The organism is Pantoea dispersa, assembly GCF_035783935.1.
In the GTDB taxonomy this organism is placed as follows: domain Bacteria; phylum Pseudomonadota; class Gammaproteobacteria; order Enterobacterales; family Enterobacteriaceae; genus Pantoea; species Pantoea dispersa_C.
Map to the genome: position 1 here is coordinate 447,363 of NZ_JALKOV010000002.1, position 26,261 is coordinate 473,623.

The window sequence follows — 26,261 nt, forward strand, 5'->3', positions numbered from 1 at the left end:
AAATTAATCAGGTGCGCGTCGATACGCATCTGAAACACCTTACAGTAAAATAGCTACGTAATCAGCGTATCTCATTGACATACATGAAATGTTCGGTGCTGAACCGGTGATGCGCAAGAATCACCGGTGTGGCGCTTTGATCAAATGACACCTCATCGATCACCATCACTGCGTGCGGTAGTGCGAGTTCCAGCAGGGCGGCATCTTCTTCCGTGGCCAGCGTGGCGCTGATCTGCTCGCGTACCGCCGCAACGCGCACGTCATAATGCTCAAACAGGTAACGATACAGCAACTGCGGCAGCTGTTCTGCCGGCGGAAAGTCGGGCAGACGTGCGGCGGGCAACACCAGCGTTTCATGCATGGCCGCAATCCCTTTCACCCGGCGCAGGCGCTTCAGGCGGATCACTGCGTCACCCGCCGCGATCTGCAGTTTATCGGCCTCGCTGGTGCTGGCGCTGCTGTGCTGATAATCCAGCAGGTGCGTTTCCGATTGCAGCAAACCGCCCGATTTGTCATGCAGTCGAAAGTAATGAAAGAAATGGCTGAGATTATGCAGCGGTGCCCAGCCGGTGACCACCGTGCCGGTTTTGCGCCGGCGCATCAGCATGCCTTCCGTCGTGAGCGCCGCCAGCGCCTTGCGCACCGTGCCGACCGACACACCAAACTTCGCCGCCAGGCTGTTTTCACTCGGCAGAATAGTGCCCGCCGGCAGTTCGCCCTGCAGGATCGATTCACTGATATAGCGCTTCACCACTTCATATAGCGGTGCGCCTTCGCCTTCGTTCAGGCGACTGAATTGTGGAACGTCGTCCGCGTCATAGTTTTTTTGCATGTTTCCGATTACCGATTGACCCCAGCCGTTCAATTGAATTATCTATAAACTATATAGAAATACAATAAGTGAACAGGTTATGCGGGAAAATTCATCACTGCAGCGCGCTCTGACCCATATCGCCGACGATCAGGCGCAGATTCTTGACGATCTGCAACGCATGCTGGCGGTGGATACCTGTTTTCCGCCCGGACTGGGTTACGCCGAATTCGCCGACCTGCTGAGCACGATGCTGCAGCCGATGCAGTTTTCCCTGCAGCGCGTTTCGGTGCCCGATGCGCTATGGCAGACGCCGGATGGCAGCGCGCAGGGCGAGCGGGTCAATTTGCTGGCCGCGCTGGATGCCGGCGCGGCTGAGAACTGCAACCTCTACTTCCACACCGATACGGTTCCGGCCGGCGATGGCTGGCGCTTTCCGCCGCTGGCGCTCAGCGTGGCGGACAACAAGCTGTTCGGACGCGGTGCGGCGGATATGAAAGGCACCATCGTCGCCGCGCTGGCTGCGGTGCGGGCCGCGCAGCGCTATCAGCTCAGGCTGCGCTATAACCCGGTATTTTTACTCTGTACCGACGAAGAGGGCGGTCTCTACCCCGGCATCCGCTATCTGGCCGAGCAGCAGTTATTCCACGGCCACCTGCTGAGCTTCAACGGCGGCGCGGTGCCGCGCATCTGGGCCGGCTGCTTTGGCAGTATCGACATCAAAATCATCGTCAGCGGTCGCTCGGCGCATTCCGGCGATCCGCTGCAGGGCATTAACGCTATTGAGGCGGCACTTCCGCTGATGAATGCGCTGTATCAGCTGAAAGGCGAAGTGGAACAGCGGGTTTCGGCGATGCCCGCGCCGCCGCACTATCAGGGCCAGCCGCTCACCGCTTTACTCACGCTGGCTGCGGCGCACGGTGGCAGTAAAGGCTCCACCATTCCGGAACGCTTCGAGCTGCTGGTCAATCGCCGCTATGCGCCGGAAGAGCCGTTTGCCGCAGTGTGGCAGGAGCTGACGCAGTGCGTGGATCACGCGATGCAGGGCAGCATAGCCAGCGACGTCACGCTACAGCTGATTGGCCACCTGGCGCCGGTCGCCGATCCCACCGGGCCGCACTGGCCGCGCTGGCAGGCGGCGCTCAGCCAGGGCTTCGGCTTCCCGCCAGCAGAATTCAAAGCCTGGGGATCCGCCACCAGCTCGGATATGGGCTGGGTGCAGCAGGCCGGTATTCGGGAAATATTGCTCGGCGGCCTTGCCCGTCCCGACAACCGCATTCATGCCGCCGACGAGTACACCACGATGGCAGATGTTATTGCACTTTCGCAGTCGATTCTGGCGTATCTCGCCGATGATTTTCAGCCAACCCAGGGTAGTTAACAAAACAACGAGGAACAGAAGATGTGCGCCATGAAAGGGTTAAACCGCAGACAGTTTATCGCCAGTTCAACCGCCCTGACCGGAGCGGCGCTGCTGCCCTGGTCATTCAGTGCCTCAGCTGCCGCCGTGGCCAGCGCGACGCCAGGCGGCACGCCGCGTAAAGGTGGCGTATTGCGCATCAGCGTTGACCAGGCGGTCAGCGTACTCAATCCCCATCAGGTGCGGGTTAATCCGGAGTATCTGGTGGCGGAACTGCTGTACAGCGGCTTAACCCGCCTGACGCAGGCGATGAAAGCGGAAGCCGACCTGGCGCAGTCCTGGCTGCCGAACGACGACTTAACCCAATGGACTTTTACCCTGCGGCCTGACTTACGTTTCAGCGACGGTTCGCCGCTCACCGCAGCGGATGTGGTCGCCAGCCTGCAGGCGCTGCTGGATCCGAAAAACGCCTCACCGGCGCTGCATAACATCGGCCCGATTAAAGCGGTGAGCGCCAAAGACGGCAACACCGTGCTGATTGAAACCGAGGCGCCTTACGCCGATCTGCCGGTAATGCTGGCTTATCCGGATGCCAAAATCATCCCGGCACACATCGCGCAGGGGCAGTACGACAAGCTGAGTAGCGCCTCGCTGGGGGCCGGGCCGTTCCAGCTGGTGTCTTACGATCCGGAACGCAAAATCGTGGTGAAACGCAACCCGCACTATTACGACGCCACGCGGCCGTATCTGGATGGCGTGGAAGTGGTGGTCTATCCCGACGCTATCGCTGAAAGTTCGGCGCTGATCGCCGGTGATACCGATCTGATGCTAAGCGCGCAGTCGAGCGAGTTCGCGCGCTTAGCCAAATCGGCAGGCGTGCTGCCGCTGCGCGTGGCGTCCGGCCAGTTTCTTAACGTCAATATGGGCTGCGATCAAAAGCCGTTTAACGATGTGCGCGTCCGCCAGGCGCTGTCGCTCTGCGTGGATCGTCAGGCATCGGTGGATTTTGTCGCTGACGGCCTGGGATCGCCGGGTAACGACACGCCGATCAACGCCGCTTATCCCTATTACGCGCAGCTGACGCAAAAAGCGCTGGACTACGGTAAAGCCAAAGCGCTGCTGGCGGAGGCCGGTTATCCCAACGGGCTGGATTTAACGCTTATCGCCTCAGACAAGCCATCAACCCGCACCCAGCTGGGAATTGCCCTGCGGGAGATGGCGAAGCCGGGCGGTTTTCGCATCAATGTGCAGACCATGGCGCACAGCACCTATCTCGATCAGGTGTGGAAGAAAGGCAATTTCTACGTCGGTTTCTACAACATGCAGCCGACGCCGGACGCGGTGTTCTCACTGCTCTATACCTCAACAGCGGCGTGGAACGAAACGCGCTGGAACAACGCGGCGTTTGACGGTGCGGTGATGGCGGCGCGCGAGACCAATGACGAAGCGCTGCGCAGCCAGCTGTATGGCAAAGCGCAGCAGCTGATGCACGACGAGGTGCCGTCACTGATCCCGACGTTCTTCGATCTGCTGGCCGCCAGTCGTGAGCACGTGGCGGGCTATCATCTGCATCCGCGCGGTGCGGTGTTCCGCCTTGATCATGTCTGGCTGACCGCTGACGCGCCGAAGCGCAGCCTGTAAGGAGCAACCGTGACAGCTAGTTACCTGCTTAAGCGCCTGCTATTGATGATTTACACGCTGCTGGTGGTGTCGCTGCTGGTGTTTGGCATCACCCAACTGCTGCCCGCCGATGCCGCAGTCACGTTGCTGGGGCAAAATGCCACGCCGGAAGCGCTGGCGGCGGTCCGCGCGCGGCTGGGGCTGGATGCGCCCGCCTGGCTGCAATACTGGCACTGGCTGACGCAGGCGCTGCAGGGCAACTTTGGCGTATCGATGCGCAATGGCCTGGCGGTCGGGCCAACGCTGCTGACAGCGCTTTCGCGCTCGCTGCTGCTGGCGATGTGCGCTCTGCTGCTGATGCTGGTGATCGCCATTCCGCTCGGCATCTGGGCGGCTGTGCGGCGCGGTAAGACTGCCGATGTGCTGGTCAGCGTCATCTCGTACATGGGCATCTCGTTCCCGGAGTTCGTTACCGCCACGCTGGTGCTGCTGCTGTTCGCTGATGTCTGGCAGATTCTGCCCGCCACCGGCTACGTACCGCTCAGCGAAAATTTTATCAGTGGTATCCAGCATCTGATTCTGCCGTCGATCACCGTTGCGCTGATCCTGGTGGCGCACGTTTCACGCATGGTGCGCTCGGAAATGGTCGACGTGCTGCACACCGATTATATCCGCGCCGCGTGGCTGAAAGGCCTGTCGCGCCGGCGCATCCTGTGGCGCCATGCGCTGCGTAATGGCCTGCTGCCCACCATCACCATTGTGGCGCTCGACGTCGGCTATCTGCTGGGCGGCATTGTGGTGGTGGAGGAGATTTTTGCCATTCCCGGTATTGGTCGGGAGCTGATTGTCGCGGTACAGGCGCGCGATTTGCCCACTATTCAGGCCGGCGTGATGATACTGGCGGCAACCTATGCCGTGGTGAATTTCCTCGCGGATTTGGCCTACGTGATGCTCGATAAGCGGATTTCCTATGCCTGAAATACTGAAACGATTATTGCGCTCGCCGCAGGGTGCGGCGGGTGTGCTGATATTGCTGCTGGCGCTGCTGATGGTGGCGGGTGGTGCGCACGTCGCACCGTTCGATCCGGAGTCGATTTCGATTCTGACGCGTTATCGCCCGCCCGGCGCGGAACACTGGTTCGGCACCGATCAGCTGGGGCGCGACATTTTCAGCCGGGTGCTGGTCGGCGCGCGATCCACCATTTTGCTGTCGCTGCTGGCCACCGCGCTGGCGATGGTGATCGGCTCGGTGCTGGGCACCGCCAGCGCCTATCTTGGTGGCAAAGTGGATGAATTCCTGATGCGCACCATGGATGCGGTGATGGCGATTCCCAGCCTGCTGTTTGCGCTGCTGATCGTGAGTACGCTGGGGCAGAGCAGCATGAACGCCGTGCTGGCCATCACCATCGCCTTTGTGCCGGGCATGGTGCGTATTGCGCGCAGCGTGGCGCTGGCGGCGCGTCAGCAGGACTACATCAGTGCCGCCATCGCGCGCGGCGAAGCCGGTTACTACATCATTCTGCGCGAAATGCTGCCGAACATTCTGGCGCCGATCATCGTGGAAGCCACCATTCGCGTGGCATTCGCCATCATGCTGTTTGCCACGCTGAGCTTTCTCGGCCTCGGCGCGCAGCCGCCTGAGCCCGAGTGGGGACTGATGGTATCCGAGGCGCGCAGCTACTTCTTTAAAGCACCGTGGATGATGATGATCCCCGGCCTCGCCATCGCGCTGGTGGCGATTGGCTTCAACCTGCTCGGTGACGGCCTGCGCGATGTGCTTAACCCAGGGAGCCACAAATGAATAATCCGCACAACCCGGTGCTGTCGGTGGACAATTACAGCCTTGATTATGGGTTAGCGCGCGGCCATTCGCTGCCGGTGCTGCGCGACATCAACCTGCAGGTGATGCCGGGCGAAGTGCTGGGGCTGGTGGGCGAATCCGGCTCCGGTAAAACCAGCCTCGGCTGGGCGATCATGCGCTGGCTGGCCAGTAACGCACGCGAGCAGGCGGGTGATATCCGCCTGAACGGCGAAAGCCTGCTGCAGTTGCCAGCGAACCAACTGATGGCGCTGCGCGGTAAAAAGCTCGGCATGATTTTTCAGGATCCCAGCGCGTCGCTGAACCCGACGCTGACGCTGGGTGAACAGGTCACCGAAGTGCTGCGCCGTCATCGTGGGCTGTCAGCGCGCGAGGCGCAGCAGCTGGGGGAATCGCTGCTGCACGATGTCGAGCTGAAGCAGCCGGCGCGCATGATGCAGCGCTATCCACACCAGGTTTCCGGCGGTGAGAAGCAGCGCATCCTGATCGCCACCGCTTTCGCCTGCCAGCCGGACTGCCTGATTTTCGACGAGCCAACCACGGCGCTGGATGTCATCAGCTCGGCGCAAATCCTTGAACTCTACGAACGACTGCGCGCCGAGACCGGCGTCGCATCGCTGTATATCTCGCACGATCTGGCGCTGGTGGCGAAAGTGGCGGACCGCGTCTGCGTGCTGGAGCAGGGCCGCATCGTCGAGCAGGCCGCGACGCGCACGCTGTTCAGCGCACCCGCGCATCCCTATACGCGCAAACTGATCGCTGCAGTGCCGGATCCGCAGCAGCGGCTGGTGGCGGATGCAGCGGGCAGTCAGCCGCTGCTCTGCCTGCAGGCGCTGACGATCGATTATGGCCAGCACGGATTGCTCGATCGGCTGCTGAAACGCGAAGCGAACACGACGCGCGCCGCCAATGCGATTTCACTGACGGTGCATCAGGGCGAAATCCTCGGCGTGGTGGGCGAGTCCGGTTCGGGTAAATCATCACTCGGCAAGGCGATAACCGGTCTGGTGCCGTTCAGCGGGAGCCTCGATTTCTGCGGCGCGACGCTATATGGCCGCGCGGAAATGGACCCGGCGTATCGCCGCCGCGTGCAGATGATTTTTCAGCATCCGGATGCGTCACTCAATCCGCGCATGACCGTCGGCGAGATCATCGCCCGTCCGCTGCGGCTGTACGGCCTGCCGCCGGGGGAAAGCGAGGCGCAGGCGGTGGCGCGTCTGCTGCAGGAAGTGCGGCTGCCCGCAGAATTCGCCAGCCGCTATCCGCACGCGCTGTCGGGCGGGCAAAAACAGCGCGTGGCAATTGCGCGCGCCTTCGCTAATCCGCCGGACCTGGTGATTTGCGATGAAATCACGGCGGCGCTGGATGTCTCGGTGCAGGCCACCATTATCGAGCTGCTGCTGGAGTTGCGCCGTCGCTACGGCACGGCATATCTGTTCATCACCCACGATCTCAACCTCATCCGTCAGATCGCCCATCGCGTAGCGGTGATGTATCGCGGCGATGTGGTGGAAGTGCTGCCCGGCGAGAATATGCGGGCGCAGGCACAGCATCCTTACACCCGTGCACTGCTTGATGCCGTGCACATCCCTGATCTGAGCCAATCCGTGGCATAACGAGACGCGCATGAACCCTGAAGAGTTAATCCATCACATCGATCGTGAATACTGCCTCGCTTTCCTGGCAAAAATGGTGCAGCACAAAAGTTACAGTGCCACCGAAGGCGAACGCGAATTAGCCCGCTATATGGCACAACAGATGGCACAGCTGGGGCTGGAGACTGAACTGCAGCCGGTGGCTGGCGATCGGCTGAACGCCATCGGCCGGCTCGCCGGCAGCGGAGGCGGCCACAGTCTGCTGTTCAACGGTCATCTCGACACCAACCCGGTCACCGAAGGCTGGACGGTCGATCCCTGGGCGGGAAAAATTGATGAGCAGTTTATTTACGGTATCGGCGTTTCAAACATGAAAGCGGGCGATGCCGCCTATTTCTGCGCCCTGAAGACGTTGATTGATGCCGGCGTGAAGCTAAAAGGTGACGTGATCCTGACGTATGTGGTCGGCGAACTGCAGGGCGGCATCGGCACGCTGGCGGCGATTGAGCAGGGCGTGCGCGCCGACTATTTCATCAATGCCGAACCCACGGATTTACAGGCGCTGACCATGCATGCCGGCTCGCTGATGTTCACCATTGAACTGACCGGCGATACGCGCCATCTGTCAAAGCGTGAAGAGGCGGTTGACGCGATTGCGGCGGCGGTCGAGCTGATTCCGCAGATCAATAACATCACCTTTAGCGGTGCGAAAAGTGCAGAACACCGCAAAATTAACCGTGGCCACATTGGCACCGTGCACGGTGCGCTGGGGCGTGATTTGCAGGAGTGGCGACCGCCGCAGGTCGCGGATTTTGTCCGCCTGAAAGGCTCCGCCCGCTTTGCGCCGGGGCAAACGGTGGACGGCGTGCTGGCCGACCTGCAGGCCCTGCTGGATGCTCTGTGCCAGCGCTATCCGGGCCTGAAAGCGCAGCTGTTCGATGATGGCCTGCGCGATAAACCCACCATGCTGCCGTTTGAAGTGTCGCCGGAATCGCCAATCGTTAAAGCGGTCAATCGCGGCTGGCAGACCGTGCGCGGCACGCCGCAGCCGACCGGAGTGATTACGCCGCCCGCCTTCTACGGTACCGATGCGGCGCACCTGTATCAGCATGCGGGCATGGAAGGCATCGTGTGCGGGCCGGGCGGTAAGTACAACACCATGCCGGACGAACGCGTTGAGATCAGTGAGTTTCTCGATATGGTGCGCATCTATTTGCTGGCGATTCTCGACATCTGCCAGCCGGTTGAACCGGCACCATGATCGCCGAGGCGCTGTCACGGTTACGCAGCGCCATGCGCGCCGCCGACATCGAGGTGATGCTGATCGATCACGGTGAACTGCTGGCATGGCTGACCGGTTATACCGTGTCGGAAACGCTTTATCGCGCCTGTCTGGTGCCGCTACAGGACGAACCCTGGATGGTGCTGCGTCAGCTGGATGCCGCGCCGTGCCGCGCGCAGTCACCGCAGCTGGCGATTGAAGGTTACCGTGATGAGGACGATCCGTGGCATGCGGTGGCACAAAGCCTGACGCGGCGCGGCTATCAGCGGGCGCGACTGGGCGCGGATTATGCGTCTTACGGCATGACGATGCACAGCTGGCAGCAGCTGTCGCGCCATCTGCCTGAGGTGCGCTGGTGTGATGTCAGCGGCCTGAGCGACCGGTTGCGCAGCGTCAAATTTCAGGCTGAAATCGCCAGCTTACGCCACGCCGCCCATATTGCCGATGCCACGCTGTCCCGGCTGGCCGAACAGGTGCAGAGCGGCTGGCGCGTGCGTGATGTCGCCGCGCTGGCGGCGGCCCAGTTTCTGCAGCTCGGTGCTGACAGCGGCGAGACCGGGCCGATTGTCATTGCCAGCGGCGACAGCGGTTTTCTGCATGCCAGCGGTCATGAGCAACGTCTGCAAGCGGGCGATGTGCTGCACGTTGAGCTGATCCCCAAAGTGCGACACTACAGCGCGCGGCTGATGCGTCCGCTTATCGTCGGCGAAATGTCTGCGGCGCGCGCGGCACTGGCACAACAGCTGATCGCCATGCAGGATCGCCAGCTACAGGCGATGAAGCCGGGCGTAGCGGCCTGCACGGTGGATGCTGTCGCGCGCGAGGCGGTGCTCAGCGCCGGGCTGCGTGACGATTACAGTAACATCACCGGTTATGCGCTGGGTCTGTATACGCGCACCCCGCGCCCGAGCGATTTCAGCTGCTGTTTCCATCCGCAGGCGCAGTGGTTACTGGAGGAAAACATGGTGTTTCACATGTATATTTCAGCGCAGGGCCTCGCCTTCAGTGAAACCGTGCGCGTCACGGCACAGGGCGCAGAGCGACTCACCACGCTGCCGCGCCAGCCCTTTATGCTGCCGGCAACCACGTAACGGGATGATGCACAGTGCAGGACGTTGAATTAATCGATTTGGCCGCCACCTTGCCGGGCCTGATGTTTGATCTGAAATATGCCACCGCCGATAACATCGCCGGCTACGCGATTTATCGCGACGCGCAGGCGCTGCTGCATCCGGATGCTGCCGCCGCGCTGCGCCGCAGCAGCGACATCGCCCGGCTGGCGGGATTTCGCCTGCTGGTGCTGGACGCGTATCGTCCGCAGCAGGCGCAGTGGCACTTATGGGATGCCTGTCCGGACGCGGATTATGTGGTGCCACCGGCGCGGGGCTCGAATCACAGCCGCGGCGTGGCGATCGATGTGACGCTGGTGGATGAGGCGGGCAACATCCTCAACATGGGCACCGGGTTTGACGACATGTCTGCTGAATCGCACCCGTTCCATCCTGACGTGCCGCAGCAGGCGCAGCGCCATCGCCTGTTACTGAACGCGATCATGCTCGGCGGCGGTTTTGTCGGAATGCCCACCGAATGGTGGCACTTTGAACTGCCGGATGCGCACAACTATCCGCTGCTCGGCGATCGCTTTGCCTGCGTCAGCCGTCCCGGTTGCGCTGCGCGTTAAAACAGAGATTCTCAGCCAGTGATGAAGCGTCTGTTTCTCCGCCTCGTTACCTTGACACGCCCTCCGTCCCGACCCAGAATGCAGCTTGTTCCAAGGGGTGCCCTGTTAGAGGGCTGAGATTCTACCCGCGCGGCTGTGACGGCCGGCAACGTAGTGACCCTCTGAACCTGATCCGGCTAATACCGGCGTAGGGATGTGGAACCGGGGTCACTGCACGCCCTCATTCCCTCTTTGCGCCTTTCTGCGAATCCTGCGCGTAACTCAGGCCTTGCCAGGCCTTATGCCGCAGTCCAAAGAGGGCACTTTCATGACCGAAGCGTCAATCATTGCCGCGCTGCTGGCGTTTATGCAGCGCGAAGAAACCACGGAAGCGGATTTCAACCAGCTGGCGCTGCAGCTGTTCGCGTGGCAATTCGAACACAATCTCCCTTACGCCCGTTTCGCCCGCCAGCGCGGCCGCACGCCGCTGACGGTCAAACAGTGGCGGCAGATTCCGGCGGTGCCGATCACCGCGTTTAAAGATCTGACCCTGAGCTGCCGTCCGGTGGCGGATATTCCCCACATCTTTATGACCAGCGGCACCACGGGTACCGGCCGGGGGCGCAGCTATCACCCGACGCTGGCGGTTTATGATCGCTCGATGCTGATCAACTTCCGCCAGCGTTTTATGGCCGGACATTCGCGCCTGCCGATGGCAATTCTGTTTCCGCCCAGCAGCGCGCTGCCCAACTCTTCGCTGGCCCACTATCTGACGCTGGCGATGCACGAATGCGGCACGCCAGACAGCGAAGTGATGGTGGATGCGCAGGGGCTGAAACTGCCGCGTCTGATCGCCGCGCTGGAGCAGGCGCAGGCCAGCGGCCAGCCTTATGCCCTGCTGGGCGCCAGCTACAGTTTTGTCCATCTGCTGGACGAACTGGCACGTCAGCAGCGACGTTTCGTGCTGCCGCCAGGCAGCCGCATCCTCGACACCGGGGGTTTTAAGGGCCAGTCGCGTGAAGTGGCGGCGGAAGCGTTTTATAGCGCGCTGCAGCAGACGCTCGGCGTGCCGCGTTCACACTGCATCAATATGTACGGCATGACTGAACTCAGTACGCAGTTTTACGATGCCGGCAATGAAATCTGCCCGCCGGTGAAATCCGGACCGCACTGGATCCGCACGCGCGTGGTCAATCCGCTGACCGGCGAAGACGTGCCGCCAGGAAAGACCGGCGTGCTGGTGCACCACGACCTCGCCCATTTTAATTCTGTTTCCGCCATTCTCACCGAAGATGCCGGCGTGATGGTGCCCGGCGGGTTTCAGCTGCTGGGCCGCGTCGCGGGCGCGGATGCCAGAGGCTGCTCGCTGGCAATGGAATCGTTTCTCGCTGCCGCACAGGCGCAGGCATGAAAGTGTATGCCGGCCATCTGCCGGGCATTAACAGCCGCGACGTGGCGTGGCACAGCCTGCACTTTGGCCAGCAGGGCAACGCGCTGGAAGTGTGCGTGCCGGTGCTGTCAGAGGCGCAGATCGCCTCGCTGGCGGCCAGCGTGCGCGATAACGCGCGCCGTTACCTGCACAGCCTGAGCGTGACGCGCATCACCGCGTTGATTGATGAAGCCATCGCACGCCTGCTTGACCGCTCGCACCCGTTGCGCCAGCAGGCGGAACAGCTGCTGCCGCTGGTTACCGGCTATGATGCCGACATGCTGCGGCTCGGTTTAACCGGCTATCTCAAAACCTTCCGCGAGCCACAGCTGAAGCGCTTTCTGGCGGAGGATTTCGGCAACGCGCAGATGCTGGATGATTTTCAGCCGCGGCCAAAAGGCGGCTTTGCCCGCGCATTTGGTCCGCAGCTATTGCTGCAGGTCTGGGCCGGTAATGTGCCGGGTTTGCCGCTGTGGAGCCTGATTGCCGGTCTGCTGGTGAAGGCGGGAAGCGTGGGCAAAGTGGCGAGCGCTGAGCCGCTGATGGCGGGCTGGTTCGCCCAGCTGCTGGCCGAAATCGATCCACAGCTGGGCGACTGTTTAGCCGTTGTATGGTGGCAGGGCGGTGATGAAGGCACTGAGCAGCAGTGGTTCCGCGAGGCAGACGTGGTGATGGCTTATGGCGGAGACACCGCGCTGGCGGCGATGCAGCAGCGCTTACCGCCGGGTACGCGCTTTCTGCCGCACGGCCATAAAATCAGCTTTGGCATGGTGGCGCGCTCGGCGCTGGACGTGCGACGCGGCGCGGCCCTGGCGCGCCAGGTGGCTTACGATGTGATGCGCTACGACCAGGCCGGCTGTTACTCACCACAGGCGCTGTTTATTGAGCGCGGCGGCAGAGTGACGCCACAGGAGTTTGCCGCTTACCTCGCTCATGAACTTGCCGCGCTGGCTCAGCGCTATCCGCGCGCGACCCTGACGCTAAGCGAAAGCCAGGCAGTGGCCGCATGGCGCAACGCGGAAGAAATTCAGGCGCTGAGTGGCGATCGCACGCTGTACGGCGATGCGAGCGATGCCTGGGCGGTGGTGTGTGTCGATAAGCCGGAGCCGTTACAACCGGGCGCGCTCGGGCGCACGCTGAAGGTGATGGCGGTGGATGCGCTGGAGCAGACGATTGAACAGGTAGCCGCGCAGCGCGCGTATCTGCAAAGCGTCGGCCTCGCGGCTGCGCCGCAGGCACTGTTTCGGCTGGCGGCGCAGCTCGGTGCGGCGGGCGTCACGCGCGTCACGGCGCTGGGCAACATGAGCTCACCGGAGGCGGGCTGGCATCACGATGGCCGCTTTAGCCTGCTCGATCTGGTCACCCTGTGCGAAATTGAGCAGGCGGCGGAAACGGCGGCTGAACAGTTCGCACCGTATGTTGACTGACCGTAAGTGGAGAAATGAGATGAAATTCAGCAATCAAACGATACTGGTAACCGGTGCCAGCCGCGGGATTGGCGCTGCCATTGCGGAGGCGTTTGCCGCCGAAGGCGCGTTTGTGGTGGTCAACTATTTACGTAATCACGCTGCTGCTGCGCAGGTCGTCGCGGCTTGTGAAGCACAGGGCGGGGGCGCACTGGCGATTGCCGCCGATGTGACCTGCGCCGCACAGGTTGCCGGGATGATGGAGCAGATCGACGCCGCCACCGGGCGACTGGATGTGGTGGTGAACAATGCCTTCGCACCTTATCGCTTCGACCCGGACCAGCGCCAGCGTTTCTGGGAAACCTCGTGGTCCGCATACCAGACACAGTTTGATGGTGCAGTGAACGCCTGCTACAACGTGTGTCAGGCGGCCTTGCCGCTGATGCGCCGCCGCGCGCGCGGCAGTATCATCAATCTGGTAAGCGATTTGATCGCCCGACCGGCGGTGGCTTATCACGATTACATCACGGCAAAGGCGGCACTGACGGGCTTCAGCCGCACGCTGGCGGCCGAACTGGGGGCGCTGGGCATTCGGGTGAACTGCGTAGCGCCGGGGCTGGTGTATCCCACCGACGCCAGCCAGTCTACGCCGGAAGCGGTGCGCGAGGCGCTGACGGCACAAACGCCGCTCGGGAGACTGGCACGCGCCGCCGACATCGCCGGACCGGTGCTGTTTCTGGCGTCAGCGTGGAGCGAATTTGTCACCGGCCAGACGCTGTATGTCGATGGCGGGCTGGTGATGCACACCCCGTAAGCACCATTGCCCGCCGCCGGGCTGGCGCACTCGCCAGATCCCGCCTGGCCGCTATTCCGCCATGCCCACCGACATGCACCTGTCCGCACATTGCAGGCAGATCTCCGCACAGGTCTGACAGTGCGGATGCTGGTGTTTCTGGCACTCCCAGCCGGCCAGCTGACAGGCCATCGACGTAATGGTACAGAGTTGCTCGCTCAGTTCACTGTGCGAGGCCAGCAGCTGCGCGGTCACGCGACACAGCGCCGCACACTGCTGATTGAGCGTAATGCAGGGACTCATCTCACTGGCATCAGCATCCATCAGACAGGCGGCCGCACATTGGTCGCAGGCGGTCGCGCAGCGATAGCACAGAGCAATACAGTCATTGAGGTCAGCGTTCATGCGTTTCCCTTAGCGTCCGGTAATAACGACGCAATTGTGAGCGTGAATGGAGAATTTAGCTAAAAGCGTGGTGATATCAAGCGGATAGCGGGTGATTAATCCATGTAAGGTGCATTGCGTATGCAATAATTCCTTAAATATTGCGGAGTTAGCCAATTGTAAGCTTGTGTATATATATCAGCTCGGGTAATTAATGCTGTTTAAATAAAAGTGTACAACTCTGCGTGGCTTGTACAAATATAGGGTATCTGAAGCTGATAGTTAAATAATCAATAGTTTAATTTCGGGATAAATAAACTGAAAAGCGGTCGTCTGATAAGCGAAGCGGTAAATAACGCAGGATCGCTGAAGATTTGATCGATTAATTGTTTTCGGATGGGAAAATTACTCTCCTGACAAGGTTAGACGTGCGTTTAAGCGAAGCGTAAACGCGATGTCAGGAGAGCGCAGTGCAAAAAGTTTTCGAGGTTAAATCAATACAAAGATGGGGAGTGATTATTTACGACGACTGATCTTTCCTCCCTTCCTGCCGGCTTCAATGGCGCGCTGTGGGTCATTTTTGAAGTTACCACCACTGACCTGACCGCCTTTGCGGCCTGCTTCAGCAGCGCGCTCCTTATCGGCGGCGAAGTTGCCTGAACCCCCACGACGTTGCGTCACTTTTTCTTCCTCTTCAGGTTTCTTCTTTGGATCCTTCATTTTTTCCTCTCTGTTCATACCCGCATGAAGCAAAAATAAATGTAGCGATGTTTTTACCATAATCAAGCCAGGAATAATCTTAACTTATAATTTACAGCACGTTGGTTGTTTAACGATGAGTCAATTTCAGCTGATTTATTCCGGCAAATCATCTGGGGGGGAATTGTTAACATTTTACTTTCATAAAGGGAAGCGTTCTTTTAGCGGCGCTAATGTGAATCGATGACGTTGTGACAATTAACCGCTGTCGCATTTCTTAAAAACCTTTCTTGCACAGCCCGGCTTGCTTGCTACGTTTAATTAAGTTGTTCGCCCGGACTTAATTAGCGCTTCGCTTATTTTTCAGATAACCAGCCTGAAAGCGATGAGGTCAAAGCGTGCTGCCCGATCAGGGATCCGTCTCTGACGCCGTTGAGGTAGATCGCCCGTGTCATTCACTTTGGAGCAAACCATGACGAAGGAATCTGTGTATCTGGACTGGCTGCGCGATGCGCATGCTATGGAGAAACATGCGGAGAGCCTGCTGAAGGCGGCTGCATCACGTCTGGCGGATCATCCCGCCTTGCAGGCGCGTATTGAGCAGTATCTTGAGCAGAGCCGTGACCAGCAGCAGCAGGTGAAAACGCTGCTGCGCCAGTATGACAGCAGCTGGTCAGTGCTGAAGGAGTCGTTAGGCCGGATGTCAGCGGTCGGTCAGGCGGCCAGCGATATGCTGCAAAACGAAGAGGGCGTCCGCATTGCCACCAGCAGTTTCGTATTCTGTAACTATAAGCTGGCGACCTACTCGACGCTGCTGGTGGCCGCAGAGCAGGCAGAAGAGGGGGAAGACGTCAGAACCGTGCGGCGCATCCTGCAGCAGGAAAGCCAGATGGCCAGCTGGCTGCTGCAACTGCTGCCGCAGACGGCGGGTGAAGCGATTGCGCTGCGCACCGAGGCCACGTTCAGCGACACCGATTAAACACTGACAGCCGGCGCCCTAGAGATCGATCACCAGTTCCGCTGATTTACTGCGTGAGCAGCACAAGGCAATGAACTGTTCCGGGGCGCATTTTTCGCTGTCGGACTGCACGGTATCGCGGTGATCGACCTCTCCGGCGGTCACCCGTGTCAGACAGGCACCGCACATGCCCATTTCGCAGGAGAGTGACACGGCAACACCCTGTTCCAGCAGCACCGTGGCAATGGTTTTGTCCGGCGGAATGATGCACTGCTGGCCGCTGCGCGCCAGCGTCACGGTGAAGCCTTCTTCAGCCGCTGCCGCGCGGGCTGAGGGTTTAAAGGCTTCTGCATGAATGTTAGCGCTGTCCCAGCCGCACGCCAGCGCCTGCTGCTGCATGTGCGTCATAAACCCTTCCGGCCCACACAGGTACAAATGCGTGTCCGCAGCAGCGTCGAGCAGTTCCGCCGGGCGATAATCACGCGCGCTGCGACCTTCACTGCTGTACCACACTTCACAAAATCCGTGCTGAAAGCGCTGCGCCAGTTCGGCGGCAAAGGCTTCATCGCCGCGCTGACGAACAAAGTAATGCAGCACAAAAGGCACGGCAGCGGCCTCCAGCGCCAGCGCCATGGCGTACAGCGGCGTTATGCCAATCCCGGCCGCCAGCAAAATCACTTTTCCGGCTGGCTGCAACGGGAACAGGTTGCGCGGCGGCGAAATGGTGACGATCTGACCCGGACGCAACGTGTCATGCACGTAGCGCGATCCACCGCGTGACTGGCTGTCGCGCGCAATACAAATCTGGTAGCCGCGCGTGTCGTCACAGCGTCCGGTCAGCGAGTACTGGCGTATCAGGCCATCACGCAGGTGCACATCAATATGCGCACCGGGTTGCCAGTCCGGCAAAGGCTGTCCATTCTCCGCCACCAGCGTCACGCTGAGATTGTGCCGTCCCTGACGCGAGAGGGCATCCACCACGACTTTTAGCCGATCACTCATCGTTGCCTCCTTACACCAGGAAAAATTCGCCAAAGCCCATGCGCTTCAGGCCGCGGCGGTAGGCGATCGAGCTGCGATCGGCCGGGATATGCGCTTCCAGTGCCAGATCGAGCGGCAAACGCTCCGGCTGCTGGGTTTCCACCATCAGGCGATCTTCCTCAAACACGCGCTGATTGAAGGCGTGCACCTCTTCAACCGGGATGTGCAGGTCAAAGTTACGCGCGATAGGAGCAAACATACGCGTTTTGCGCGCCGACACCGGTGATGCAGCATTCATGATCACCAGGCGCGATTCGCCGGGGAAATGAATGGTCAGCGTGGCGGTAAACGGCAGATGCATTTCGAAATGACGCAGCCAGCTGAAACCTTCAGGTGCCTGCTGCGGACTGTCAGCGGCAAAGTTACTCACTGAGCTCCAGTAGTCCACGGCAAAACCGGTCTCGGTCTCGACCGGGTTGTAAGCAGGCACCACCTGATTGTTGGGATCGGCGAAGGTTTCGGTGTGCACCCAGGCGAAGTGCGCCACATCCAGAAAGCCTTCCACCTGACGGCCGGCAAAGCCGTTGACGTCGAAGCCGGGACAGTTGATCTGTTGAAAACCGGCATCATCCCAGTGCGGCATGGTGGGCAGCGGCGCAGGCTGGTCGGCATCCGGTGCCAGACATACCCAAATCAGGCCAAAGCGCTCTTCAACTGCATAACTGATCAGGTTGAGTTTGGCCGGAATCGGCTGACCGGGGCTGGACGGAATGCGGTTGCAGCGGCCATCGGCACCAAAACGCAAGCCGTGATAAGGGCAGACGATCCCCTCTTCATCATGAAAACCCAGCGTCAGCGGCACGCCACGATGCGGGCAGACGTCGCGTGCTGCCACCACCTGGCCATGCAGACGGTACAGCACCAGTTGTTCGTCCAGCAGCACCGCTTTGGTCGGCGCGCCCGCGATATCGCAGGAGCGGGCCACCGGGTGCCACTGTCGCGCCAGACGCAGCCAGTCATCAGGTTCAAAGGTGCAGTGTGCGGGAGGCGTAATGTTGTTCATGCTGTTGTCCTGTCAGGTGCTCACACGATGCTGAAAGAGAAGTCTTCATTTTTGTCAGGACATTGTTAATATGCTTGCCTGTGCAAATCCATCAGCAAGAATGCAGCTAAGTGTTGAAAAAAATCGTACAGGTGAAACATGAGCCCGTTTTCCCGCTTTGCCGTTTACTTTGCCGAAGTGGCGCGCAGCGGCAGTTTGCGTAAAGCTGCTGAGCAGTTGCATGTCTCGGCTTCCGCCATCAACCGCCAGATTCTGCAGGCGGAAGAGAGTTTTGGCACACCGCTGTTTGAGCGCTTGCCGGAAGGGCTGCGCATGACCACCGCCGGGGAACTGCTGTACGACGATGTGATGCGCTGGCAGCGTGAGTTTCGCGTCACGCGCCAGCGTTTCGATGATATTCAGGGGCTGAAACGCGGTAACGTCACGGCCGGGCTGGTGCAGTCGCTGACCAAAGGCAGCGTGGCGGACGCCATCGCCGATATTGCGCGTCAGCATCAGTGGCTGCGGCTGGAGCTGACGGTGGACAACAGCCACCGCATCAGCCAAATGATTCGCCAGTCGGAAATCGATTTTGGCCTGATTCTCGATCCCGCCGGACAAAGCGGACTGGAAGTGCTGGCGTTTGCTGAACTGGAGATGGGCGTGGTGATGGCTGCTGATCATCCGCTTAGCACGAGGCCGGTGCTGTCGCTCAGCGAACTCAGCCATGAGCGACACATTGTGCCTGGCGCCGCGCTGGTGGTGCACGAACGTGTCGATGCGCTGTACCGCAGGCAGGGCCTGGCGCCGGAAAACATCATTGCCTGTAACGATATTCGCCTGATCCGCAGCCTGATTGCGCAGGGCACCGGCATCAGCGTGCTGAGCCTGCTGGATGTGATGACTGAGGTGCAGGATCAGCAACTCTGTTTTGTGCCGCTTAAACACAGCGTGATGCGACCGCTGACGCTGGCGCTGTGTACCGCGCCGTCGCGCCAGCTGTCGCGGGCGGCGCAGATGGTGATTCAGCGCATGACGGAGGTGATCGAAGCGATGACCAGCGTCAGGCCCGCTGGCGGGCCGCAGTAACGCTTACTGCCCGGTCTCAGCATGTGGCGCGCGGGGTTGCGCGGCACCGGCTGAAGGGCGGGCGATAATAATGCCGAGAATTCCGCCGGCAATTAGCGCTATCGCCACAATCAATAAACCAGAATGATAGCTTTGCGTCATATCTTTCATTTTGCCCAGCAGCGGCGGTAAACCCAGTCCGACAAAGTTAGCCACCGTATTAATAAAGGCGATCGAGGCGGCAGCGGCCACGCCAGCCAGTTTTTCTGTGGTGACCGCCCAGAATATCGGCGTCAGCGCAAAGTTAAGCCCGACGGTGAAGACCAGCAGAATATAGGCAAGCAGCAGGCTGCCCGAATAAATTGCGCCGGTTAATGCGAGGCCGGATAAAATTAATGGCAGCCCCATATGCCAGGCGCGTTCGCCGCTGCGATCGGAATGGCGTCCGTTTAAATACATAAACAGGCAGGCCAAAACAAAGGGCAGGGCGGATAACAGGCTGATAATAAAATTACTCTGCTCAGCGGCCATGCTTTTAATAATCAACGGCATGAACAGCGTAATTCCGATCGAGCCGAAGGCCTGTAAAAACCACACCAGACTGAGCAGTAAAACGGTGCGATCTTTTAAAGCCTGCAGCCACGAGTGATTTTTATTCAGGGTGACGCCCAGATTATCCTGTTCAAGGCGCTGGCGCAGCCAGGTCTTTTGCGGTGCAGTTAACCAGACCGCATCGTCGGGCTTATCCGGTAAGCGCGACAGCACCAGACAGCCGAGCACCACTGCCGGTATGCCTTCCAGCGCGAAAAGCCAGCGCCAGCCTGCGATATCCGCAATGCCATGCATATTCAGAATGGCACCGGAAATGGGCAGACCAATGATCGACGCACCGACCGAACCCATATAAAAGAAGGACATTGCGCGAGCGCGATTACTTTTCGGGAACCAGCAGGAAATATAATAGATGATGCCCGGGGCGAAACCGGCTTCAGCCATGCCGAGTAAGAAACGCATCACATACAACTGATTGGCGCTGTGTACCAGCGCCATGCCGGTACTGACAATGCCCCAGGTGATCATAATGCGGGCTATCCAGCGTCGCGCACCGACTTTGGTCATGATGACATTACTGGGAATTTCGAACAGGATATAGGAAATATAAAACATGCCGACCCCGAGGCCGTACATGCTGGTGGTGAGCCCGAGATCGGCGTTCATCTGTAGCGCAGCGATGGAAATATTGGTTTTATCCAGATTGGCGACAAAATAACAGATCACAATAAACGGGATGATGCGCTTATTTAATTGACTCAACGTAGAACCAGAAATATCGATACTCATCATATCCACCTCGTCATGCAGCATCACGCCACTCCGCGCCGGCAGATGGGCGCAAAGGCAGCGATGTGATGAATGATCTGTTTCGCTTGCTAAGCAATAAAAGAAGTGCAGCCGAAGATAAAAATCATTTTATTTCGGCCACGCGGCAGCATTAACTATGCCGATAGTGATAGTGCACATGAGCGATATAACTCGTCATGAGTTAGCAGTGTAGTACAACCTATTTTGATTGTACTACAATAGAGATCACAGATTGGACGATTGGTGGGGTTAAGCGATGGCGGCGTAGTCGCCGGTGCCATCCGGCCATGGCGTAAGCAGGTCGAAGCCACTCTCGGTAACCGCGACAGTGTGCTCCCACTGCGCGGACAGGGAGCGATCTTTGGTTACTACCGTCCAGCCATCGGACAGCACGCTGGTGCCTGCTTTACCGGCATTGATCATCGGTTCGATGGTAAAAATCATGCCGGCCTGCAGCGCCAGCCCCTGGCCCGGCGTGCCGTAATGCAGGATTTGCGGATCGCCGTGATAGATCTCGCCGACGCCGTGTCCGCAATATTCGCGCACCACGGAAAAACCGGCTTTTTCGGCGACCTGCTGAATAGCCGCACCGATATCGCCCAGCGTCGCACCGGGTTTCACCACCCGAATGCCCGCCACCATCGATTCGTACGTCACCTCGACCAGACGCTTAGCGCGCACCGACGGCTGACCAACGAAATACATGCGGCTGGTGTCGCCGTACCAGCCGTCTTTGATGACCGCCACATCGATGTTAACGATATCGCCGTCCTTAAGCTTTTTCTCGCCCGGAATACCGTGGCACACCACGTGATTGACCGAGGTGCAGACGGTTCGCGTATAGCCCTGATAGCCAATGTTAGCCGGGATGACCTTCAGCTCATTGACGATATAGTCATGACAGCCACGATCCAGCTCATCGGTGGTGACGCCGGGTATTACCCAGGGCGTAATCATTTCCAGCACTTTAGCGGCGGCGTGCCCGGCGGCGCGCGCCCGTTCAATCTCTTCAGCGGTATGCAGTTTAATACTCATTGCGCGATTCCCTGCGGAATAAAGGCGGGTTGGTCAAGCAGCTGCACCAGCTCAGCGCCGCCATCACGTTCGACGCGCATCAGTAAGCGCGTCAGTGCCTGATGATCCAGCTGCGGATAAATTTCAGCCAGCATGCCGATTTTCATCCAGTGCTCCGCCTGCGCGTTGATCGAACGACTGAGCGCCGTGCTGGCGATGCGCAGGTTCTCATGCATTAAATCCGATATTTTGACGATACCCATGGCTGGCCTTTATATGAAACGTATATGCTATGTATATAGCATATCCATAACGGCATGATTTGCAAGGTCAGATTTTCACCGGTGCGTAAATTTGCGAAATTTGTACGAAAATCAAAAACATTGTTTAGACCAATACGTTCTCGTCTTCACGCCGATCGAAATACTTTTTGATCATAGAAAGATATTTATAACCGGGCAGCCGTGGCGATTCACCTGAAGAGAAAAGCTGTGATACGAAAACGGCACGGCTTTTGCTTGACTCACTTTTTCGCCTCAAAGAGTGGGGAAGCAATGGATGACGCACTGAGTTGGTTACAGGCCTCAAGGCAAAGCGATATTGCCAGCCTGCAACGCCTTCGCCAGACCGGCAAACTCATTACCACCGTCAGCGAGCTGGTGCATCAGCTTCAGCGCGAGCGGGGGGCGAGCAATCTATGGTTATGTTCTGAAGGCAGGCTATACAGCGAGCAACGGCTCGCCAGTGAGCAGGATGTGACGCGCTGCCAACGGGATTTTTGCCAGGCCTTACCCAGGGTTGAAGCCCAGCCGGGATACAGCCGGTTCTGTAACCTGATCGCCGCCGCGCTGCAGGCCCTGGCCGGATTACCGGCGTTGCGCCAGCAGATTACGCAACAGCAAATTGCGCACGCGCAGGCCGTTGCGGCGTTCAGTACCATTATCCGGAGTTTACTGAATCTGGTCTTCGAGGCCGCCGATACCGCCAGCCATCCTGACATTACCCGCGCGCTCATTGCGCTGTTCAGCTTTATGCAGGGCAAAGAGCTGACGGGACAGGAACGCGCCCTGGGAGCGGCCGGCTTTGCTGCCGGACAATTCAGCGCGGAGCAGCGCAGCGCCATGGTGTCCTTAATTGAAGCACAGGAACAAAGTTTTTTGACCTTCCAGCAGTTTGCCGATGAGGCAGTTTTACACCACTGGCAGCCGCTGGCGCAGCCCAGTCGTGAAATTGAACGACTACGACGCATTGCCTGTACCGACGGTCGGCGGGACGACAGTGGCGCGCTGCACTGGTTTTCGCTGCTGTCACAGCGCATCGACCAAATGAAATTGCTGGAGGATCAGCTGTCAGCCACGCTGATGTTGCGCTGCCGCGAGGCGATCGCACTGGCACAGCATCAGGCGACTGAACCCCTGAATGTGGCGCAGTCGGGCTGCGATTTTACTTTATATGTCTCCGGGGTGGACTGGCTGCCCACTGAGTCCGGTGCGCTGAACAGCGACGGGCTGGCACCCCAGCTAGGTCGTTCACTGCTGTCGTTAATCACCGAGCAGTCTCAGCGTTTACAGCATCAGGCCAATGAGCTGGCCACCCTGCGCGCTACGCTGGAAGAGCGCAAACTGCTCGACCAGGCCAAAACCTGGCTGATGCAGCAGCATGGGCTGAGTGAAGAGCACGCCTGGCAAAGGCTGCGTAAAAGCGCGATGGATCAGAATAAACGGCTACCGGAAATCGCCCAGGCGATCGTCACGGTGGCAGCCACAATGAAGCGCTAACTCTAAAGCGTTAGCTGCACAATGCTTGTGCGTGGTCTGCGTCACAAACGTGCAAAATCGGTTAAAAAACCAGCCCGGGTAAAGCCTGGATAGCCCCGCGCAGGGCCCTTTCAAAGCTGGCATGCTGTTTGCTTTACCTTATTGAGTGTATGCATTTGCTTTGCCAACGGCGGTAAAGCGAGTGCTTTTGGATAAAGGCGTCCATCTTCCTGCGAAAGCAGTGGAGAGGACGCCTTTTTTTATTTCCTGAGGGTGGCAAAAAAATGAGCAAATCGCCAGTTTCACTGTCTCGACGCCAACTGCTGTTATCCAGCGCCGCCGTTGGCGGGCTGTGGCTGTTGCCGGGATTGCGCAACGCCGTATGGGCGGCGGGTTCCGATGCGCCAGAAAAAGCCACCGTGCGGGTGGGATTTATTCCACTGACCGACTGTGCGCCGGTCGTCATGGCCTCGGTGAAAGGCTTCGACAAAAAATATGGTCTGACGCTACAGCCCAGTAAAGAAGCCAGTTGGGCAGCCGTCCGCGACAAACTGATCTCCGGTGAGCTCGATGCAGCACACGTCCTGTACAGCATGATCTATGGCCTGCAACTGGGCGTTGCCGGTCCTCAGCATGCGATGGCGAACCTGATGACGCTCAACAACAATGGCCAGGCAATCTCCCTGTCGAACCAGCTTAAAGCGCAAAAGGTCACCGATGCCGCCAGCCTGAAAAAGACCATCGACAGCCAGGCCAAAGGCAGTCTCACCTTTGCGCATACCTTTCCGACCAGTACCCACGCGATGTGGCTGTACTACTGGCTGGCGAATGCCGGTATCAATCCCTTTGATGACGTGCGCACTGTCGTCGTGCCGCCGCCGCAGATGGTGATGAATATGAAGATTGGCAACATGAGCGGCTTCTGTGTGGGCGAGCCGTGGAATCAGCGCGCCATCAGTGACGATATTGGTTTTACCGTCGCGACCAGCCAGCAGATTTGGCCTGATCATCCCGAAAAAATTCTCGGTACCCGCGCCGCGTGGGTGAAAGAAAACCCCAATACGGCACGCGCGCTGACGGCGGCTGTCCTGGAGGCGGCACGCTGGATCGATGCCTCCGATGATAACCGCCGCGAAACGGCGCAGGTGCTGGCCGGGCGCGCCTGGATCAACACCAAACCTGAGATTCTGCAGGGCCGCATGCTCGGCCAGTACGAAAACGGGCTGGGACAGAAATGGCAGGACCCGCATGCGATGCGCTTCTTCCATGATGGCAGCGTCAGTTTCCCGTATCTGTCCGATGGCATGTGGTTCCTCACCCAGCTTAAGCGCTGGGGAATGCTGACCGAGGATCCGGACTATCTGGCCGTCGCAAAGCAGATCAACCGAATTGATATCTACAAACAGGCAGCGAGCGCCGTCGGCAACATCACGTTGCCCGGCAGTGAGATGCGTAGCAGCACCCTGATCGACGGCAAGGTGTGGGATGGCACGAATCCTGACGTTTACGCCGCCAGCTTTGCCATTAACCATAAAGAGAGGTCGTGATGAAAACCCAGACTCGCTCCCTGACGCAGCCTGAGACGCTGCCCACCCAGGCCATGGTGGTACCCCTTCAGGTCACGCCAAAAAAGATGCGCTCTCCTGCGCGCCTGCGCCCGTTTTTGCAGCGTGCCATTCCCGCGCTGTGCGGTGTAATGCTTCTGCTTCTGATCTGGCAGATCGCGGCCCTTTCCAGCAAAGGCTTTCCCGGCCCTTACGCCACCTGGGAAGCGGCGAAAATCCTGTTCGCCGATCCGTTCTATAACAACGGCCCCAACGATCAGGGCATCGGCTGGAATGTGCTGGCCTCGCTGCAGCGCGTCGCTATCGGCTTTGGTCTTGCCGCGCTGGTGGGGATTCCCGCAGGTTTTCTGCTGGGGCGTTTTACCTTTGTGGCACGCATGTTCAATCCGGTTATCGCGCTACTGCGTCCGGTCAGTCCGCTGGCCTGGCTGCCTATCGGCCTGCTGCTGTTTCAGCGTGCCGAACCGGCCTCCAGCTGGACCATTTTTATCTGTTCTATCTGGCCGATGATTATCAATACCGCCGAAGGCGTACAGCGCATACCTCAGGATTACCTCAACGTGGCGCGCGTGCTGCAACTGTCGGAATGGACCATCCTGCGCCGCATCCTGTTTCCCGCCGTTCTGCCTGCGGTGCTGACCGGGGTCCGCCTGTCGATTGGCATCGCCTGGCTGGTGATCGTGGCTGCCGAAATGCTGACGGGCGGCCTGGGGATCGGCTTCTGGATCTGGAACGAGTGGAACAACCTCAATGTTGAAAACATCCTGATTGCCATTTTGCTGATTGGCGTCGTCGGCCTGCTACTGGAGCAGGGACTGATGCTGCTGGCGCGTCGCTTTAGCTGGGATAAATAAGGGGAACACTATGCAACCTATCATTCGTGTACAGCAGGTCAGCCAGCGTTTTACCACTTCCGGCGGCGATTTTCTGGCGCTCGATAATGTCAGCTTTGATATTCATCAGGGGGAAACCCTGAGCCTGATTGGCCACTCCGGCTGTGGTAAATCCACGCTGCTCAACCTGATCGCCGGTTTAACCCGACCTACCAGCGGCGTCCTGTTATGCGATAACCGCGAAGTCACCGGCCCCGGCCCTGAGCGCGCCGTTGTGTTTCAAAACCACTCGCTGTTGCCCTGGCTGACGGCCTATCAGAACGTTGAGCTGGCGGTAGGGCAGGTGTTTAAAGGCAAGATGAACAAGGCGGAAATGCGTGACTGGATCGAGCACAACCTGAACCAGGTGCAAATGAGTCATGCCATGCATAAGCGCCCCGGCGAGATCTCCGGTGGCATGAAGCAGCGTGTCGGTATCGCCCGCGCGCTGGCAATGAAACCTCGCGTGCTGCTGCTCGACGAACCCTTCGGTGCGCTGGATGCCTTAACGCGCGCGCATCTGCAGGACAGCGTCATGCGCATCCAGCAGGCGCTGAACACCACCATCGTCCTGATTACCCATGATGTGGATGAAGCCGTGTTGCTGTCCGATCGGGTACTGATGATGACCAACGGTCCGGCGGCGCAGGTGGGCGATATCCTGACGATCGACCTGGCCCGGCCGCGTTCACGCGTGGCGCTGGCGGATGACGTGCGTTATCACCAGCTGCGCCAGAAAGTGCTGCATTTTCTTTACGAAAAACAGACCTCGGCGGCATAAGGA

General features: G+C 59.3%; 25 protein-coding genes and 1 riboswitch. Of the genes, 17 read left to right on the forward strand and 8 right to left on the reverse strand.

Features of this window, described 5'->3' with window-relative positions; genetic code table 11:
• Positions 1-61 precede the first annotated feature (61 nt).
• On the reverse strand, positions 62-832 hold the full coding sequence (locus MXF20_RS07040; protein ID WP_325968420.1) for a GntR family transcriptional regulator: 771 nt from the start codon (positions 830-832) through the stop codon (positions 62-64).
• 79 nt (positions 833-911) lie between these two features.
• Here MXF20_RS07040 and MXF20_RS07045 point away from each other — a divergent pair, with 79 nt between their 5' ends.
• The 11 genes from MXF20_RS07045 to MXF20_RS07095 all read left to right on the forward strand — a co-directional run bounded on the left by MXF20_RS07045 (position 912) and on the right by MXF20_RS07095 (position 13,796).
• Positions 912-2,192 carry a M20 family metallopeptidase gene (locus tag MXF20_RS07045; protein WP_325968421.1) on the forward strand — a complete coding sequence of 427 codons (1,281 nt, stop codon included), beginning with the start codon at positions 912-914 and terminating at the stop codon, positions 2,190-2,192.
• Between the two features lie 21 nt (positions 2,193-2,213).
• A complete protein-coding gene (locus MXF20_RS07050; RefSeq protein WP_325968422.1) occupies positions 2,214-3,812 on the forward strand; it encodes an ABC transporter substrate-binding protein in 1,599 nt (532 codons plus the stop codon).
• A gap of 9 nt (positions 3,813-3,821) precedes the next feature.
• Positions 3,822-4,769 carry an ABC transporter permease gene (locus MXF20_RS07055; protein WP_325968423.1) on the forward strand — a complete coding sequence of 316 codons (948 nt, stop codon included), beginning with the start codon at positions 3,822-3,824 and terminating at the stop codon, positions 4,767-4,769.
• Positions 4,762-5,592, forward strand: a complete 831-nt coding sequence (locus tag MXF20_RS07060; RefSeq protein WP_282995740.1) for an ABC transporter permease — start codon at positions 4,762-4,764, stop codon at positions 5,590-5,592. The genes MXF20_RS07055 and MXF20_RS07060 overlap by 8 nt, the downstream gene beginning before the upstream one ends.
• The gene (locus tag MXF20_RS07065) at positions 5,589-7,226 is read left to right on the forward strand and encodes an ABC transporter ATP-binding protein (RefSeq protein ID WP_325968424.1); all 1,638 of its coding nucleotides are present in this window, start codon (positions 5,589-5,591) and stop codon (positions 7,224-7,226) included. Before MXF20_RS07060 ends, MXF20_RS07065 begins: the two co-directional genes overlap by 4 nt.
• Before the next feature lie 10 nt (positions 7,227-7,236).
• Positions 7,237-8,466 (forward strand): M20 family metallopeptidase, encoded by a 1,230-nt coding sequence (locus MXF20_RS07070; protein ID WP_325968426.1) that lies wholly within the window; start codon positions 7,237-7,239, stop codon positions 8,464-8,466.
• Positions 8,463-9,578 carry a Xaa-Pro peptidase family protein gene (locus tag MXF20_RS07075; RefSeq protein WP_325968428.1) on the forward strand — a complete coding sequence of 372 codons (1,116 nt, stop codon included), beginning with the start codon at positions 8,463-8,465 and terminating at the stop codon, positions 9,576-9,578. Before MXF20_RS07070 ends, MXF20_RS07075 begins: the two co-directional genes overlap by 4 nt.
• A 14-nt stretch (positions 9,579-9,592) precedes the next feature.
• Complete coding sequence (gene ddpX, locus MXF20_RS07080; RefSeq protein ID WP_325968429.1) at positions 9,593-10,168, forward strand: D-alanyl-D-alanine dipeptidase; 576 nt, start codon at positions 9,593-9,595, stop codon at positions 10,166-10,168.
• Between the two features lie 83 nt (positions 10,169-10,251).
• Positions 10,252-10,381: riboswitch (TPP riboswitch) on the forward strand.
• A gap of 94 nt (positions 10,382-10,475) precedes the next feature.
• Complete coding sequence (locus MXF20_RS07085; protein ID WP_325968430.1) at positions 10,476-11,558, forward strand: long-chain fatty acid--CoA ligase; 1,083 nt, start codon at positions 10,476-10,478, stop codon at positions 11,556-11,558.
• A complete protein-coding gene (locus tag MXF20_RS07090) occupies positions 11,555-13,003 on the forward strand; it encodes an acyl-CoA reductase (protein WP_325968431.1) in 1,449 nt (482 codons plus the stop codon). Before MXF20_RS07085 ends, MXF20_RS07090 begins: the two co-directional genes overlap by 4 nt.
• Positions 13,004-13,022: 19 nt before the next feature.
• Positions 13,023-13,796 carry an SDR family oxidoreductase gene (locus MXF20_RS07095; RefSeq protein WP_325968432.1) on the forward strand — a complete coding sequence of 258 codons (774 nt, stop codon included), beginning with the start codon at positions 13,023-13,025 and terminating at the stop codon, positions 13,794-13,796.
• Positions 13,797-13,847: 51 nt separating this feature from the next.
• Here MXF20_RS07095 and MXF20_RS07100 read toward each other — a convergent pair whose 3' ends face one another.
• Positions 13,848-14,180, reverse strand: coding sequence for a four-helix bundle copper-binding protein (locus MXF20_RS07100; RefSeq protein ID WP_325968433.1), 333 nt, complete (start codon positions 14,178-14,180; stop codon positions 13,848-13,850).
• Between the two features lie 495 nt (positions 14,181-14,675).
• A complete protein-coding gene (locus MXF20_RS07105) occupies positions 14,676-14,840 on the reverse strand; it encodes a general stress protein (protein ID WP_010615780.1) in 165 nt (54 codons plus the stop codon).
• A 490-nt stretch (positions 14,841-15,330) separates the two neighbouring features.
• Here MXF20_RS07105 and MXF20_RS07110 point away from each other — a divergent pair, with 490 nt between their 5' ends.
• Complete coding sequence (locus MXF20_RS07110; protein ID WP_325968434.1) at positions 15,331-15,837, forward strand: DUF892 family protein; 507 nt, start codon at positions 15,331-15,333, stop codon at positions 15,835-15,837.
• Positions 15,838-15,855: 18 nt separating this feature from the next.
• On the opposite strand, the gene MXF20_RS07115 is transcribed toward MXF20_RS07110, so the two are convergent.
• Positions 15,856-16,818 carry a PDR/VanB family oxidoreductase gene (locus tag MXF20_RS07115; RefSeq protein WP_325968436.1) on the reverse strand — a complete coding sequence of 321 codons (963 nt, stop codon included), beginning with the start codon at positions 16,816-16,818 and terminating at the stop codon, positions 15,856-15,858.
• 10 nt (positions 16,819-16,828) lie between these two features.
• Positions 16,829-17,860, reverse strand: coding sequence for a molybdenum cofactor-independent xanthine hydroxylase subunit HpxD (gene hpxD / locus MXF20_RS07120; RefSeq protein ID WP_325968438.1), 1,032 nt, complete (start codon positions 17,858-17,860; stop codon positions 16,829-16,831).
• A gap of 138 nt (positions 17,861-17,998) precedes the next feature.
• Between hpxD and MXF20_RS07125 the strand changes: the two genes are divergently transcribed.
• The gene (locus MXF20_RS07125) at positions 17,999-18,928 is read left to right on the forward strand and encodes a LysR family transcriptional regulator (protein ID WP_325968439.1); all 930 of its coding nucleotides are present in this window, start codon (positions 17,999-18,001) and stop codon (positions 18,926-18,928) included.
• A 3-nt stretch (positions 18,929-18,931) separates the two neighbouring features.
• Here MXF20_RS07125 and MXF20_RS07130 read toward each other — a convergent pair whose 3' ends face one another.
• The 3 genes from MXF20_RS07130 to MXF20_RS07140 all read right to left on the reverse strand — a co-directional run bounded on the left by MXF20_RS07130 (position 18,932) and on the right by MXF20_RS07140 (position 21,546).
• Complete coding sequence (locus tag MXF20_RS07130; RefSeq protein WP_325968504.1) at positions 18,932-20,248, reverse strand: MFS transporter; 1,317 nt, start codon at positions 20,246-20,248, stop codon at positions 18,932-18,934.
• Positions 20,249-20,518: 270 nt separating this feature from the next.
• Positions 20,519-21,304 (reverse strand): type I methionyl aminopeptidase, encoded by a 786-nt coding sequence (gene map, locus MXF20_RS07135; protein WP_325968441.1) that lies wholly within the window; start codon positions 21,302-21,304, stop codon positions 20,519-20,521.
• Positions 21,301-21,546: a ParD-like family protein gene (locus MXF20_RS07140; RefSeq protein ID WP_325968442.1), complete on the reverse strand. Its 246-nt coding sequence runs from the start codon at positions 21,544-21,546 to the stop codon at positions 21,301-21,303. Before MXF20_RS07140 ends, map begins: the two co-directional genes overlap by 4 nt.
• A 291-nt stretch (positions 21,547-21,837) precedes the next feature.
• Here MXF20_RS07140 and MXF20_RS07145 point away from each other — a divergent pair, with 291 nt between their 5' ends.
• The 4 genes from MXF20_RS07145 to MXF20_RS07160 all read left to right on the forward strand — a co-directional run bounded on the left by MXF20_RS07145 (position 21,838) and on the right by MXF20_RS07160 (position 26,258).
• Positions 21,838-23,061: a nitrate- and nitrite sensing domain-containing protein gene (locus MXF20_RS07145; RefSeq protein ID WP_325968443.1), complete on the forward strand. Its 1,224-nt coding sequence runs from the start codon at positions 21,838-21,840 to the stop codon at positions 23,059-23,061.
• A gap of 263 nt (positions 23,062-23,324) precedes the next feature.
• Complete coding sequence (locus MXF20_RS07150; protein WP_325968444.1) at positions 23,325-24,587, forward strand: CmpA/NrtA family ABC transporter substrate-binding protein; 1,263 nt, start codon at positions 23,325-23,327, stop codon at positions 24,585-24,587.
• On the forward strand, positions 24,587-25,459 hold the full coding sequence (ntrB, locus tag MXF20_RS07155; protein ID WP_325968445.1) for a nitrate ABC transporter permease: 873 nt from the start codon (positions 24,587-24,589) through the stop codon (positions 25,457-25,459). Before MXF20_RS07150 ends, ntrB begins: the two co-directional genes overlap by 1 nt.
• Before the next feature lie 10 nt (positions 25,460-25,469).
• On the forward strand, positions 25,470-26,258 hold the full coding sequence (locus MXF20_RS07160) for an ABC transporter ATP-binding protein (RefSeq protein WP_325968446.1): 789 nt from the start codon (positions 25,470-25,472) through the stop codon (positions 26,256-26,258).
• The last annotated feature ends 3 nt before the right edge of the window (positions 26,259-26,261 follow it).

Coding starts and splice junctions, on each gene's coding strand:
- MXF20_RS07040 (WP_325968420.1), bottom strand. CDS start 832: ATGCAAAAAAACTATGACGCGGACGACGTTCCACAATTCAGTCGCCTG.
- MXF20_RS07045 (WP_325968421.1), top strand. CDS start 912: ATGCGGGAAAATTCATCACTGCAGCGCGCTCTGACCCATATCGCCGAC.
- MXF20_RS07050 (WP_325968422.1), top strand. CDS start 2,214: ATGTGCGCCATGAAAGGGTTAAACCGCAGACAGTTTATCGCCAGTTCA.
- MXF20_RS07060 (WP_282995740.1), top strand. CDS start 4,762: ATGCCTGAAATACTGAAACGATTATTGCGCTCGCCGCAGGGTGCGGCG.
- MXF20_RS07065 (WP_325968424.1), top strand. CDS start 5,589: ATGAATAATCCGCACAACCCGGTGCTGTCGGTGGACAATTACAGCCTT.
- MXF20_RS07070 (WP_325968426.1), top strand. CDS start 7,237: ATGAACCCTGAAGAGTTAATCCATCACATCGATCGTGAATACTGCCTC.
- MXF20_RS07075 (WP_325968428.1), top strand. CDS start 8,463: ATGATCGCCGAGGCGCTGTCACGGTTACGCAGCGCCATGCGCGCCGCC.
- MXF20_RS07085 (WP_325968430.1), top strand. CDS start 10,476: ATGACCGAAGCGTCAATCATTGCCGCGCTGCTGGCGTTTATGCAGCGC.
- MXF20_RS07090 (WP_325968431.1), top strand. CDS start 11,555: ATGAAAGTGTATGCCGGCCATCTGCCGGGCATTAACAGCCGCGACGTG.
- MXF20_RS07095 (WP_325968432.1), top strand. CDS start 13,023: ATGAAATTCAGCAATCAAACGATACTGGTAACCGGTGCCAGCCGCGGG.
- MXF20_RS07100 (WP_325968433.1), bottom strand. CDS start 14,180: ATGAACGCTGACCTCAATGACTGTATTGCTCTGTGCTATCGCTGCGCG.
- MXF20_RS07110 (WP_325968434.1), top strand. CDS start 15,331: ATGACGAAGGAATCTGTGTATCTGGACTGGCTGCGCGATGCGCATGCT.
- MXF20_RS07115 (WP_325968436.1), bottom strand. CDS start 16,818: ATGAGTGATCGGCTAAAAGTCGTGGTGGATGCCCTCTCGCGTCAGGGA.
- hpxD (WP_325968438.1), bottom strand. CDS start 17,860: ATGAACAACATTACGCCTCCCGCACACTGCACCTTTGAACCTGATGAC.
- MXF20_RS07125 (WP_325968439.1), top strand. CDS start 17,999: ATGAGCCCGTTTTCCCGCTTTGCCGTTTACTTTGCCGAAGTGGCGCGC.
- MXF20_RS07130 (WP_325968504.1), bottom strand. CDS start 20,248: ATGAGTATCGATATTTCTGGTTCTACGTTGAGTCAATTAAATAAGCGC.
- map (WP_325968441.1), bottom strand. CDS start 21,304: ATGAGTATTAAACTGCATACCGCTGAAGAGATTGAACGGGCGCGCGCC.
- MXF20_RS07140 (WP_325968442.1), bottom strand. CDS start 21,546: ATGGGTATCGTCAAAATATCGGATTTAATGCATGAGAACCTGCGCATC.
- MXF20_RS07145 (WP_325968443.1), top strand. CDS start 21,838: ATGGATGACGCACTGAGTTGGTTACAGGCCTCAAGGCAAAGCGATATT.
- MXF20_RS07150 (WP_325968444.1), top strand. CDS start 23,325: ATGAGCAAATCGCCAGTTTCACTGTCTCGACGCCAACTGCTGTTATCC.
- ntrB (WP_325968445.1), top strand. CDS start 24,587: ATGAAAACCCAGACTCGCTCCCTGACGCAGCCTGAGACGCTGCCCACC.
- MXF20_RS07160 (WP_325968446.1), top strand. CDS start 25,470: ATGCAACCTATCATTCGTGTACAGCAGGTCAGCCAGCGTTTTACCACT.